Genomic DNA, 13,117 nt, shown 5'->3' on the forward strand with positions numbered 1-13,117 from the left:
CTGAGCATCCAGGGGACGCGACACGCCGTTATCCGCGGCGGATAACGGCGTGTTGCGACCCTCCGTTGGGGACGGGCTCAGGCCTGCGACAGCTCCTCGGCGACCAGGAACGCCAGCTCGAGCGACTGCATGTGGTTCAGGCGCGGGTCGCACAGCGACTCGTAGCGCGTCGCAAGGGTGGCCTCGTCGATGTGCTCGGAGCCGCCCAGGCACTCGGTCACGTCGTCGCCGGTGAGCTCGACGTGGATGCCGCCGGGGTTCGTCCCCGCGGCGCGGTGCGCCTCGAAGAAGCCCTTCACCTCGTCGACGACGTCGTCGAACCGACGCGTCTTGTAGCCGGTCGGCGTGGTCAGCCCGTTGCCGTGCATCGGGTCGGTCACCCAGAGCGGCTTGGCGTCGGACCGCTTGATCGCCTCGAGCAGCGGCGGCAGCGCATCCCGGATGGTGCCGGCGCCCATGCGCGTGATGAACGTCAGGCGGCCGGGTTCGCGCTCCGGGTCGAGCTTGTCGATCAGGCGCAACATGTCGTCGCGCGACGTAGTCGGGCCGAGCTTCACGCCGATCGGGTTGCGGACCCGCGACAGGAAGTCGACGTGCGCACCGTCGAGGTCGCGCGTCCGCTCGCCGATCCAGACGAAGTGCGCCGACGTGTTGTACGGCGTGCCCGTGCGGGAGTCGATGCGCGTCATCGGGCGCTCGTAGTCCATCAGCAGGGCTTCGTGGCTGGAGTAGAACTCCACCCGCTTCAGCTCGTCGAAGTCGGCGCCCGCCGCCTCCATGAACTTGATGGCACGGTCGATCTCGCGGGCGAGGCCCTCGTAGCGCTGGTTGGCGGGGTTCGCGGCGAAGCCTCTGTTCCAGCTGTGCACCTGGCGCAGGTCGGCGAAACCACCCTGCGTGAAGGCGCGGATGAGGTTCAGCGTGGAGGCGGCGGTGTGGTAGCCCTGCACCAGCCGCCGCGGGTCCGCCTGCCGGGACTCGGGGGTGAAGTCGTACCCGTTGACGATGTCGCCGCGGTACGCGGGAAGGGTGACGCCGTTGCGGGTCTCGGTGTCGCTGGAGCGCGGCTTCGCGAACTGGCCGGCCATGCGGCCCATCTTGATCACGGGGACGGAGGCGCCGTACGTGAGCACGACCGCCATCTGCAGCACCGTCTTGACGCGGTTGCGGATGGCATCCGCCGTGGCCCCGGCGAAGGTCTCCGCGCAGTCGCCGCCCTGCAGCAGGAACGCCTCGCCCTCGGCGGCGCGCGCCAGCCGGGTGCGGAGCTGGTCGACCTCGCCCGCGAAGACGAGCGGCGGCAGCGTGGCGATCTCGGCGGCCGCGGCGGCCGCCGCCTCCGGGTCCGGCCAGGCCGGCTGCTGCTTGATCGGAAGGGTGCGCCAATACTCCAGGCCCTCGATCACGGACTCGTCAGGTCGCACGACGGGTTCTGTGGTCTGTAGCACTGGGTCTTCCGCTCACTCGGGGGATGGATGGGATATCCGAGCCTACCGCGAAAGCCTCCGGGGCCGTCCTACTGTGACAGCGTCGCCCGCTTCTCCTTGACGGTCGTGGCGTACACGTCCACGTACTCCTGCTCGCCGAGCCGCTGGAGCTCGTACATGATCTCGTCGGTGACCGAGCGCAGGATGAAGCGGTCGCCCTCCATCCCGTCGAACCGGGAAAAGTCGAGCGGCTCCCCGACGATGATCCCGATGCGGCCGATCTTCGGCAGGCGCGTGCCGATGGGCATGATCTTGGCCGTGTCCACCATCGCCACCGGAACGACCGGCACCCCGGCCTCCAGGATCATGCGCGCGACACCGGTGCGGCCGCGGTAGAGCTTGCCGTCGGGGCTGCGGGTGCCCTCCGGGTAGATGCCGAGGATCTCGCCGCGCGCGAGCACCGCGAGGCCCGTGTTCAGCGACGCCTCCGACGCCTTGCCGCCCGAGCGGTCGATCGGCAGCTGGCCGGTGGCGTTCATGAACGCCTTGGTCGCCCATCCCTTCAGCCCGCGCCGGGTGAAGTAGTCGCTCTTGGCGAGGAACGACACGTGCCGGTCCACCTCGAGCGGCAGGAAGATCGAGTCGATGAACGAGAGATGGTTGCTCGCCAGGATGACGGCGCCCTCGGCAGGGATGTTCTCCAGCCCCACCACCCACGGCCGGAAGATGCCGCGGAGCAACGGCCCCACGACCACGTACTTCATCAGCCAGTAGAACATCGCTCGAAGCCTATCCCCGCCGCGCCTCTAGATCGAGGAGGCGTGGAGTCGCGCCAGGTCGGCCGCTCCCACGACGCCGGCGTCGTTGACCAGCTCGGCGATCGCGAACTCGGGCTCCGGGTGGAACCCGCGGGCCGGAAGGTTCTCGAGATACGCCTGCCGGATCGGCTCCAGCAGCAGCTCGCCGGCCTGGGCGACACCCCCGCCGAACACGAACAGCTGCGGGTCGAGGATGGCGCCGAGGCTCGCGCAGGCCTGGCCGAGCCAGTCCCCCAGCTGCCGGAGCGCGGCCAGGGCGCCCGGGTCGCCCGCGGTGATCAGGGCGCTGATGTCGCCGCCCGTGAGGGTGCCGGTGCGCGCGCGCACGTCGGCGAGCCCCTGGCCGATGCCGCCGGCGTCCGCCAGCTCGTTCGCCATGCGCTGCAGTGCGCGTCCCGAGCCGTACTGCTCGATGCAGCCGTGGGCGCCGCACCCGCAGGGCAGGCCGCCCGGCACGACGCGCATGTGCCCGATCTCGGCTCCCGCGCCGAAGCCGCCGCGGAACAGCCGGTCGTTGCTGACGATCGCGCCGCCGACGCCCGTGCCGATGGTGAGGACGACCATGTCGGAGACCAGGCGCCCCGCTCCGTAGCGGAACTCGGCCCATCCCGCCGCGTTCGCGTCGTTCTCGATCAGCACGGGCAGGTCGATGCGGGCCTCGAGCTTCTCGCGGAAGGGCTCGTGCCGCCAGTTGATGTTCGGGGCGTAGTACACGGTGGACTGCGCGGCGTCGATGAAGCCCGCGGCGGCCACTCCCGCGCCCGCGATCTCCTCCGGCCCGTCGGACAGCCGCTCGATCATCTCGACGACGGCGTTCTCGATCTCCACCGGACGGCTGGCGTCGGTCGGAACCCGGTCCTCCCGGACGATCCCGCCGAGCTCGTCGACGACGGCCCCCGCGATCTTGGTCCCACCGATGTCGATGCCGATCGCGTGCACGTGGTGCCTTCCTGCGGGATGGGGGCGGGATGCGGCCCCCGGACGCGAGTGCCCCCGGCAGGACCATCTAGAGTGTAATCAACCCTTCCGGCCGAAGCCATTTCGGCCGGACGCCCGCCCGCCCGGTATCGAGGGAGCTACCGTGAACCAGATCGAAACGCCCGTCATCGTCCCCGCCGACCCGGAGGCGAACGCCACCGATCTGCTGGTGCAGCGGGTCGCCGAGACCCCCGACCAGCCGCTGTTCAGCCTCCCGGAGGGCGACGGCTGGAGGGACGTCACGGCCGCCGAGTTCCACCGCCAGGTGATCGCGCTCGCGAAGGGCCTGGTCGCCGCGGGCATCCAGCCCGGCGACAAGATCGGCCTGATGTCGAAGACCCGGTACGAGTGGACGCTGATCGACTTCGCCACCTGGTTCGCGGGCGCCGTGCTCGTGCCGATCTACGAGACGTCCTCCCCCACGCAGATCCAGTGGAACATGGCCGACTCCGGAGCCATCGCCGTGTTCCTGGAGAACGCGGAGATGCACGCGCGCTTCGACGAGGTTCACCCCGAGCTGCCCCTGGTCGGGACCGTGTGGCAGCTGCACCTCGGCGACCTCGACAAGCTCGCCGCGGCCGGGGTCGACGTGCCGGACGAGGAGATCGAGCGCCGCCGCCGCATCGCGAAGGGTTCCGACATCGGGACGCTCATCTACACATCGGGGTCGACGGGACGGCCGAAGGGATGCGTTCTGACGCACTCCAACTTCGTCGAACTCTCGCGCAACTCGGCCGAAGCGCTCAAGGACGTCGTGAAGCAGCCGGGCGGAGCATCCACTCTTCTGTTCATCACCACAGCGCACGTGTTCGCGCGCTTCATCGCCGTGCTGTGCGTCACCGGCGGCGTCAAGGTCGGTCACCAGGCCGACACGAAGCAGCTGCTGCCCGCGCTCGCGAGCTTCAAGCCGACGTTCCTCCTGGCCGTGCCGCGTGTGTTCGAGAAGGTCTACAACTCGGCCGAGCAGAAGGCGGAGGCGGGCGGCCGCGGCAAGATCTTCCGCGCGGCCGCCGAGGTCGCCGTGGAGCACTCCAAGGCCGTCGAGGCCGGCTCGGTGCCGTTCGGGCTCAAGCTGAAGTTCGCGCTCTACGACCGGCTGGTGTTCTCGAAGCTCCGTGCGGCACTGGGAGGCCGGGTCAAGTTCGCCGTGTCCGGCTCCGCTCCCCTGGGCTCGCACCTCGGGCACTTCTACCACAGCCTCGGCATCAAGATCCTGGAGGGCTACGGCCTCACCGAGACGACAGCGCCCGCGACCGTGAACCGTCCCGACACCTTCAAGATCGGCACCGTCGGCCCCGCGCTTCCGGGCGTCGACCTCCGCCTCGCCGACGACGGCGAGATCCAGGTGCGCGGCATCAACGTGTTCAAGGAGTACTGGAAGAACCCGGAGGCGACCGCCGCCGCGTTCGACGAAGGCTGGTTCCGCACCGGCGACCTCGGGTCGTTCGACGCGGACGGCTTCCTCACGATCACCGGTCGCAAGAAGGAGATCATCGTCACGGCGGGCGGCAAGAACGTCTCCCCCGCCGCTCTCGAGGACCCGATCCGCGCCAACCCGCTGGTCAGCCAGGTCGTCGTGGTCGGCGACCAGCGGCCGTTCATCTCGGCGCTGGTCACCCTCGACACCGAGATGCTGCCCACGTGGCTGGCGAACAACGGCGAGGACAAGGACATGACGCTCGCCGAGGCGTCGGTGAACCCGGCCGTCAACGCCGAGATCCAGCGCGCCATCGACCACGCGAACGCCGGCGTCTCGCGCGCGGAGAGCATCCGCAAGTTCGTGGTGCTCGCGACCGAGCTGAGCGAGGCGAGCGGGCACCTGACGCCCAAGCTGAGCATCAAGCGCAACGTCATCCTGGCCGACTTCGCCGACGTCATCGACGGCATCTACAGCGACAACCCGCGCACCGAGGGCTTCTCGCTGGCGCACTGAGCGCTGGGGGCCGCGCGGCGCGCACGTCGCGCCCGCGGCGCTACCCGGCGCTGGTGCGCCCCGGGCTCCGCGCTCATTCGTGCCGAATGCACCTTCTGGTCAGTTGTATTGCCACATTCGGCACGAATTGTCCCTGTGACGCGCGTCGGCCGGGATCAATGACCGCGACCATTCGTGCGGAATGACCGTTCACGACGCCGCTTGAGGAACATTCGGCACGAATGTCACACCTGCGACAGCGTCGGAAGGGCGAGCGTCGAACTCGAGATTCGGCACGAATGTCACACCTGCGACAGCGTCGGAAGGGCGAGCGTCGAACTCGAGATTCGGCACGAATCGCGTCAGGCGGGCGAGGAACGCGTCACGGTCGGTGAAGAGGTCCCTGGCGGTCACCCGGACTACGCGCCAACCCTCCGCCTCCAGGAGCTCACGGCGCTCGATGTCTCGCTGCCACTGACGGCGGTCCATTCGATGCCCGTCGCCCTCGTACTCGAAAGCGATTCCGGCGCCTGCGATGCTGAGGTCCGGGTGGAGCGTCAGCGCACCGGCGAGGGCAGGTACCGGACGGTTGACCTCTAAGCCCGTGATGCCGTGCTCCTCGAGGAAGAGGCGCAGGAGGGTCTCGGGACGCGAGTCGGCCCCGGGGCGGATGCGCGGCAGAGCCCATACCCGTGCATCTGCTCCTTTTGTTCTGCGAAACCGGAGAGCGGCAGCCGTGAGTTCCGTCTCGCCCACCAGCGGTGGTCGCCCGCGCGCACCCACGAGGTGGTCACCGGCGGCCACCAGGTCCTCGCGACCGAGTTCGCCGGCGAGCTGGCACCACACCTGGGCCGCCGCGCAGACCGGCAGCCCATCGACCAGTCCACCGGACACGTGCGACAAACTGTGACCGATCACTCCGCGGGCACGGGGAGGCGTCCGGGGGAAGGGAACCGCGACATGCAGCACGCTAGGACCATCCCGGGCTGGAAGAGGGACCCCGAGGAGTTCTGCAGCCGTCCTATGGCTCAAGAAAGCTCCCTTCGGCATCACGGGAAGGTAGGCCTCGCAGAGCCTGCGGACGTCAGACGGCGGTGCGGTGGTGTGGACGGAGTGGAAAGGGTGATCGAGATCACGGCTTTTCAGACGTGATCGGGTGACGCCGTACCGCCTCGCGGACGAAGTCGTGAACGGAACCCCGATCAGGGGCGAGGGCAGGGGCGAAGGGTTGCGCATCCCTCGATGGTGCTCGGTTCAGCGTGGCCGCAGTCGCGCTCCCCCAGATCTGTGGATGCCCACTCCGCACCTCTCCCCTGTGCACACTTCCGCAGGGCGACATTCGTGCCGAATGTCGCCATCGGCGTAGCGAGAAGGGCGCATTCGGCACGAATGTCATCGGGGAGGCTCTGCGACATTCGGCACGAATGTGCGCAGGGCGGGGAGCAGAGGCGACATTCGGCACGAATGTGCGCAGGGCGGGGAGCAGAGGCGACATTCGTCACGAATGTGCGCAGGGCGGGGGGAGCAGAGGCGACATTCGGCACGAATGTCGCCCGGCACAGACGGGAGCGACGAGAGCGACGAGAGCGACGGGAGCGACGGGAGCGACGGGAGTGCGGGGCGCGTCGGCGCCCGTCGCGTCAGCGCCCGTCGCGCCAGGAGTGCTCGGGGGCGTAGCCGAGGATGCGGCGGGCCTTGTCGATCGAGAGGAGGGTGTCGTTGACGCCGAGTTCGCGCTTCAGCGGGACGCCGGGGAAGACCTCGGCGACGAGCTCGTCGTTGCGGCGTGACATGACCGTGTCGGCTGCCGCGATGATGAACCGGTCGAAGCCGGTCGTGTCCCACTCCAGCGCCCGGCGGATGGCCTGGGCGCCGTCGCGCGCGTCGATGTAGCCCCACAGGTTCCACTTGCGCGCCCGCGCGTCGTCGTCGAACGAGGGGAAGGCGGCGTAGTCCTCCGGGTCCATCACGTTCGAGAAGCGCAGCGCGACGATCTTGAGCGCCGGGTCCCAGCGGACCAGCTCGATCGCCATCTGCTCCTCGAGGTGCTTCACCAGCGAGTAGGTGCTCTCCGGGCGGGCGGGGTAGTCCTCGTCCACCGGGATGTACGGCGGCGGAACGTCGAAGGGCAGGCCCAGCACGGTCTCCGACGACGCATACACGACGTTGCGGATACCGGCCCGGCGCGCCGCCTGGAAGACGTTGTAGGTGACGCGGATGTTGTTGTGAAACGTCGCGACGTCGCTCAGGATGCCCGGTGCGGGGATGGCGGCCAGGTGCACGATCGCGTCGAAGCCGTCGTGCTTGTCGTTCACGCCGAGGATGGCATCGAGCGTCTGGCCGTAATCGGTCAGGTCGACCCGGACGAAACCGGGACCACGCTCCCCCGCGGCGTCGAGGGAGATGACCTCGTCCCCTGTCTTCCGCAGCTCCCGCACGACAGTGCGTCCTAGCTTGCCCGACCCTCCGGTGACCGCGATTCGCATACCGCCCAGTCTAGTGGATGCGGCTAGAACCAGTCCGACTCGCGCACCTGCTTCATCGCCTCGCGACGACTCTCCTTGTCGAGCCGGTCCAGATAGAGCACGCCGTCGAGGTGGTCGGTCTCGTGCTGGAGCGCCTGCGCGAGCACACCGGTGCCGGACACCTCGATCGGGTTGCCGTCGAGGTCGATGCCCGTCACCCGGGCGAACGGGTAGCGCAGCGTCTTGAACCACAGCCCCGGTACGGACAGGCAGCCCTCGTCGACCAGCTCCGGCTCGCCCGAGACCTCGGCGAGCACGGGGTTGATCACGTAGCCGACCTCGCCGTCGACGTTGTAGCTGAAGGCGCGCTCATTGACGCCGATCTGGGGCGCGGCGACGCCCGCGCGACCGGGAGGCAGCACGCTGTCGACCAGATCCTCGACCAGTCCGCGCACGCCGTCGTCGATCTCGCCGATCGGGTCGGACGGCGTCTTCAGCACGGGGTCGCCGAACAGGCGGATCTGGCGTTCGGTCACGGGTACTCCTCGATGGAACGGGCGGATGCGGGGCGGGCGGCCGGGCGGGGCCGGCAGGCAGGTCAGCGGGATCGGACGGGTGGCTCAGTCGCGCTCCGCCGGCAGCCCCTCGACCACGAGGGCGGCCAGCGTGCGCGCCGAGAGGCGGGTCAGCGGCTTGAGGTCCTTCCACGACACCACGGAGCCGGCGGCCAGCTGCGGGTCGTACGGGATGCGCACGATCTCGCGCACCCGCGAGCGGAAGTGCGCCTCGATCTCCTCCAGCTTCACCAGGTTCGTGGCGTGCGTCGCCGTGTTCAGCGCGACCACGGCGTTGCGGACCAGGTCGCCGTAGCCGTTCGCCTCCAGCCAGGTGAGGGTCTCGGAGGCGAGCCGCGCCTCATCCACGCTCCCGCCGGAGACGATGACCAGCGAGTCGGCGCGCTGCAGCGTCGCGCGCATCACCGAGTGGACGATGCCGGTGCCGCAGTCGGTCAGCACGATCGAGTAGAAGCGGGCCGAGAGGTCGGCGACGACGTTGTAGTCGTTCTCGTCGAACGCCTCGGACAGCATCGGGTCGGTGTCGGACGCGAGGATGTCGAGCCGCGTCTCGTCGCGCGAGACGAGCGAGGAGAAGTCGGTGAACCCGCCGATGCTCGCGGCCTTGTGCACCACATCCCGAACGGTCGAACGCGTCTGCCGCGGAACGCGCTCCGAGAGCGTGCCGCGGTCCGGGTTGGCGTCGATCGCGATGATGCGGTCCTCGCGGGCGGAGGCGAGCGCCATCCCGAGCAGCGTGGTCACGGTGGTCTTGCCGACGCCGCCCTTGCGGGTGAGCACCGGCACGAAACGGGCGCCCCCCTCGAAGTGCTTCTGGATGCGGTGGTCGAGCTCCTTGCGGGCGCGCACCTTGGCCGAGTCGCCCAGGTTCACCGTCCGGAAGGTGACGTTGTAGACGAAGCGCTGCCACGGGCCCTCGGGGCCGGGGCGCGTCTTGCGGTTGACCTCGAGCAGGCGGTCCGCGGTCAGCATGGCGGCGGGCTCGGGCTGGGTGGAGTGCTCGCCGCGCAGGCGGTCGCGGCGGGAGCCGGCGAACGGCTCGCCGGGCGGCACGGCTGCGGCGTCGACGCCGTCCGCGGCACGGACGGCGTCCGCGCCGTCGGCGGCCCCGGGAGGGGTCGTCGCCAGGCGCGACGCGACGATCGCGACGGACATGGTCGTCGGCTCCGTCGGCGATGCGACGAACCCCGGGTCGACCGGGACCTCGTCGATCGCCACCGCGGCCTCGTCCTCCGGGATCTCCGGCGGGGGCGCGGGTGGCAGGTCGACGGCGATGCTCAGGGTGGAGTCGACCTCGAGCGACGGGACCGGCGTGAAGGCGTCGGCCGGCGTCAGCTCGTCGTCGGCCGGCACGAGCTCGCGCGGCGAGCGCGGCTCGGGGGTGTCGGCGTCATGACCATTCGCCACGGCGTGCGTTCTCCTTCTGCTGCGGGCGGGTCCCGCGAATCGTCATTGTAGGCCGTCCCGCCGCCCGGGCGGCGGCGGGACGGCGACGGGGGCGGTGAGCGGCGCCGTTCAGGAGGGCTGGATGACGACGATCAGGTCGCCCGCGTCCACCTGCTGCGTCTTCGGGATCGCGAGCCGCTCGATGGTTCCCGCGACCGGTGCGGTGATCGCCGCCTCCATCTTCATCGCTTCGATCGAGGCCACCGCCTGACCGGCGGCGACCGCGTCGCCGACGTTCACCTGGAGGGTGACGACGCCCGAGAACGGCGCGGCGACCTGGCCGGGCTTGGCCGTGTCCGCTTTCTCGGCCGCTTTCGACTCGACGACGATGCTGCGGTCGCGCACGAACACCGGGCGCAGCTGGCCGTTGAGCGTGGTCATGACGGTGCGCATGCCCTTATCGTCCGCCTCGCCGATGGCCTCCAGCCCGATGTACAGGCGGACGCCGCGGCTGAACTCGATGACGTGCTCCCCACCCTGCGCCAGACCGTAGAGGTAGTCGAGGGTGTCGACGACCGAGAGGTCGCCGAAGAGCTCGCGCATCTGCTCGTAGATCCGGGTCGGCGCGGGGAAGAGCAGCCGGTTCAGGGTGGCGCGGCGCTCGGCGCTGCCGCCCTCGAGGGCCGATGCGTCATCCGCCGAGAGGTCCTCGACGCCGACCTTGACCGTCTTGCCCGCCAGCACCTTGGTGCGGAACGGCTCCGGCCATCCACCCGGCAGCTCGCCCAGCTCGCCGGCCATGAAGCCGACCACCGAGTCGGGGATGTCGTAGTTCTGCGGGTTCTCGGCGAAGTCGTCCGGGTCGGCCTTCACGGCCGCCAGGTGCAGGGCGAGGTCGCCCACGACCTTCGAAGAGGGGGTCACCTTGGGGATGCGGCCCAGGATGCGGTTGGCCGCGGCGTACATGTCCTCGACCAGCTCGAAATCCTCGGCGAGCCCCAGCGCCTTCGCCTGCTGGCGGAGGTTGGAGAGCTGGCCGCCCGGGATCTCGTGCTTGTAGACACGGCCGGTGGGGCCGGGCAGGCCGGACTCGAACGGCCGGTACACCTGGCGGACCGCCTCCCAGTAGGGCTCGAGGTCCTCCACGGCGTTCAGCGAGATGCCGGTGTCGCGCTCGGTGTGGGCGAGCGCGGCGACGAGGGCGGAGGCGCTGGGCTGGCTGGTCGTGCCGGCCATCGGCGCGCTCGCCACATCCACCGCGTCCGCGCCGGCCCGCGAGGCGGCGAGCAGCGTCGCGAGCTGACCGCCCGGGGTGTCGTGCGTGTGCACGTGGACGGGCAGGTCGAACCGCTCGCGGAACGCGGAGACGAGCTTCTCGGCCGCACTGGGGCGCAGCAGGCCGGCCATGTCCTTGATGGCGAGGATGTGCGCACCCGACTCGACGATCTGCTCCGCGAGGCGCAGGTAGTAGTCGAGCGTGTACAGGTCCTCGGCCGGGTCGAGCAGGTCGCCGGTGTAGCAGACGGCGACCTCGGCGATCGACGAGCCGGTGGCGAGCACGGACTCGATGGCCGGGCGCATCTGCGACACGTCGTTGAGCGCGTCGAAGATGCGGAAGATGTCGACGCCGGTGGATGCTGCCTCCCGCACGAACGCGTCCGTCACCTGGGTCGGGTACGGGGTGTAGCCGACGGTGTTGCGGCCGCGCAGCAGCATCTGGATGTTGATGTTCGGCAGGGCCTCGCGCAGCGCGGCCAAGCGCTCCCACGGGTCCTCGCCGAGGAAGCGGAGCGCGACGTCGTAGGTCGCGCCGCCCCACGCCTCCACCGAGAGCAGCTCCGGCGTCATGCGGGCGACGTAGGGAGCGACGGCGAGGAGGTCGCGGGTGCGGACGCGGGTGGCGAGCAGCGACTGGTGGGCGTCGCGGAACGTCGTCTCGGTGACGGCCAGCGCCTTCTGGGCACGCAGCGCCTCGGCGAAGCCGACCGGGCCGAGCTCGAGCAGGCGCTGACGCGACCCGGCGGGAGCGGGGACGGACAGGTCGAGCTGCGGGAGCTTCTCGGCGGGGTCCGCGTTCAGCGGGCGCGGGCCGTTCGGCTGGTTGACGGTGACGTCGGCGAGCCAGTTGAGCACCTTGGTGCCGCGGTCCTTGGAGGCGCGGCCCTTGAACAGCTCGGGACGCTCCTCGATGAAGGAGGTGGAGACGTTGCCGGCGATGAAGTCCGGGTCCTCCATGACGGCCTGCAGGAACGGGATGTTCGTGGCCACACCGCGCACGCGGAACTCGGCCAGCGCGCGACGGGCGCGCAGGACGGCGGCCGGGAAGTCGCGGCCGCGGCAGATCAGCTTGGCGAGCATCGAGTCGAAGTGCGGGCTGATCTGGGCGCCCGGGTTGATGGTCCCGCCGTCGAGGCGGATGCCCGCGCCGCCCGGCGAGCGGTAGGTCGTGATCTTGCCGGTGTCCGGCCGGAAGTTGGCCGTGGGGTCCTCGGTGGTGATGCGGCACTGCAGCGCCGCGCCGCGCATGTGCACGGTCTCCTGGCTGAGGCCGAGGTCGGCCAGCGTCTCGCCGGCGGCGATGCGGATCTGCGACTGGACGAGATCCACGTCGGTGATCTCCTCGGTCACCGTGTGCTCGACCTGGATGCGCGGGTTCATCTCGATGAACACGTGCTGTCCGGCGCGCTCCCCCGCGGTGTCGAGCAGGAACTCCACGGTCCCGGCGTTCTCGTAGTTGATGGAGCGGGCGAAGGCGACCGCGTCGCGGTACAGCGACTGGCGGATGTCCTCGGAGAGGTTCGGCGCCGGCGCGATCTCGACCACCTTCTGGTGGCGGCGCTGCACCGAGCAGTCGCGCTCGAACAGGTGCATGGTCTCGCCGGTTCCGTCGGCGAGGATCTGGACCTCGATGTGGCGCGGGCGGAGCACCGCCTGCTCCAGGAACATCGTCGGGTCGCCGAAAGCGCTGTCGGCCTCGCGCATGGCCTCCTCGAGCGCGGGGCGCAGATCGGCCTTGGTGGCGACCCGGCGCATCCCCCGACCGCCGCCGCCCGCGACCGCCTTGGCGAAGATCGGGAAGCCGATCTCGTCGGCGCCGGCCAGCAGCTCCTCGATGTCGCGCGACGGCGGAGTCGACTTGAGCACCGGGACGCCCGCGGCGATCGCGTGCTCCTTGGCGGTCACCTTGTTGCCGGCCATCTCGAGGACCTCGGCACGCGGGCCGATGAACGCGATGCCCGCGGCGCGCGCGGCCTCCGCCAGCTCCGGGTTCTCGGAGAGGAAGCCGTAGCCGGGGTAGATGGCGTCGGCGCCCGACTCCTGTGCGACGCGGATGATCTCCTGCACATCCAGGTAGGCGCGGACGGGGTGGCCCGGCTCGCCGATCTGGTAGGCCTCGTCCGCCTTCAGCCGGTGCATCGAGTTGCGGTCTTCGTAGGGGAAGACGGCGACCGTGCGAGCACCCAGCTCGTACGCGGCCCGGAAGGCTCGGATGGCGATTTCACCGCGGTTGGCAACGAGGATCTTTCGGAACATGGGGACCTTTCGAGCAGGGGTC

Annotated in this window: 9 protein-coding genes; 1 reads left to right on the forward strand and 8 read right to left on the reverse strand. The window is 70.2% G+C overall.

The window, feature by feature from the left end:
- Nucleotides 1–77: 77 nt before the first annotated feature.
- The 3 genes from ACR9Y5_RS11830 to ACR9Y5_RS11840 form a co-directional block, all read right to left on the reverse strand.
- Entirely contained in the window at nucleotides 78–1,406 is a 1,329-nt protein-coding gene (locus tag ACR9Y5_RS11830; RefSeq protein ID WP_481299565.1) for a class II 3-deoxy-7-phosphoheptulonate synthase, read from the reverse strand.
- A gap of 110 nt (nucleotides 1,407–1,516) precedes the next feature.
- On the reverse strand, nucleotides 1,517–2,206 hold the full coding sequence (locus ACR9Y5_RS11835; protein WP_481298135.1) for a lysophospholipid acyltransferase family protein: 690 nt from the start codon (nucleotides 2,204–2,206) through the stop codon (nucleotides 1,517–1,519).
- 27 nt (nucleotides 2,207–2,233) lie between these two features.
- Entirely contained in the window at nucleotides 2,234–3,184 is a 951-nt protein-coding gene (locus tag ACR9Y5_RS11840; RefSeq protein ID WP_481298136.1) for an ROK family glucokinase, read from the reverse strand.
- Nucleotides 3,185–3,326: 142 nt separating this feature from the next.
- Here ACR9Y5_RS11840 and ACR9Y5_RS11845 point away from each other — a divergent pair, with 142 nt between their 5' ends.
- Nucleotides 3,327–5,156 carry an AMP-dependent synthetase/ligase gene (locus tag ACR9Y5_RS11845; protein ID WP_481298137.1) on the forward strand — a complete coding sequence of 610 codons (1,830 nt, stop codon included), beginning with the start codon at nucleotides 3,327–3,329 and terminating at the stop codon, nucleotides 5,154–5,156.
- 189 nt (nucleotides 5,157–5,345) lie between these two features.
- Here ACR9Y5_RS11845 and ACR9Y5_RS11850 read toward each other — a convergent pair whose 3' ends face one another.
- The 5 genes from ACR9Y5_RS11850 to ACR9Y5_RS11870 all read right to left on the reverse strand — a co-directional run bounded on the left by ACR9Y5_RS11850 (nucleotide 5,346) and on the right by ACR9Y5_RS11870 (nucleotide 13,095).
- Nucleotides 5,346–6,029 (reverse strand): endonuclease domain-containing protein, encoded by a 684-nt coding sequence (locus ACR9Y5_RS11850; protein WP_481298138.1) that lies wholly within the window; start codon nucleotides 6,027–6,029, stop codon nucleotides 5,346–5,348.
- Nucleotides 6,030–6,775: 746 nt separating this feature from the next.
- Nucleotides 6,776–7,621: an NAD-dependent epimerase/dehydratase family protein gene (locus tag ACR9Y5_RS11855; RefSeq protein WP_481298139.1), complete on the reverse strand. Its 846-nt coding sequence runs from the start codon at nucleotides 7,619–7,621 to the stop codon at nucleotides 6,776–6,778.
- A gap of 23 nt (nucleotides 7,622–7,644) precedes the next feature.
- Nucleotides 7,645–8,136: a peptide deformylase gene (gene def / locus ACR9Y5_RS11860; RefSeq protein ID WP_310129888.1), complete on the reverse strand. Its 492-nt coding sequence runs from the start codon at nucleotides 8,134–8,136 to the stop codon at nucleotides 7,645–7,647.
- An 84-nt stretch (nucleotides 8,137–8,220) separates the two neighbouring features.
- Nucleotides 8,221–9,582, reverse strand: coding sequence for a MinD/ParA family ATP-binding protein (locus tag ACR9Y5_RS11865; RefSeq protein ID WP_481298140.1), 1,362 nt, complete (start codon nucleotides 9,580–9,582; stop codon nucleotides 8,221–8,223).
- Between the two features lie 108 nt (nucleotides 9,583–9,690).
- Nucleotides 9,691–13,095 (reverse strand): pyruvate carboxylase, encoded by a 3,405-nt coding sequence (locus ACR9Y5_RS11870; protein WP_481298141.1) that lies wholly within the window; start codon nucleotides 13,093–13,095, stop codon nucleotides 9,691–9,693.
- Between the last annotated feature and the right edge of the window lie 22 nt (nucleotides 13,096–13,117).

The organism is Leifsonia sp. KNZ13-11D (genome assembly GCF_056754895.1).

Bases quoted from the DNA above. Each gene is read 5' to 3' on its own strand.
- ACR9Y5_RS11855 (WP_481298139.1), bottom strand. From the start codon at position 7,621: ATGCGAATCGCGGTCACCGGAGGGTCGGGCAAGCTAGGACGCACTGTC.
- ACR9Y5_RS11835 (WP_481298135.1), bottom strand. From the start codon at position 2,206: ATGTTCTACTGGCTGATGAAGTACGTGGTCGTGGGGCCGTTGCTCCGC.
- ACR9Y5_RS11870 (WP_481298141.1), bottom strand. From the start codon at position 13,095: ATGTTCCGAAAGATCCTCGTTGCCAACCGCGGTGAAATCGCCATCCGA.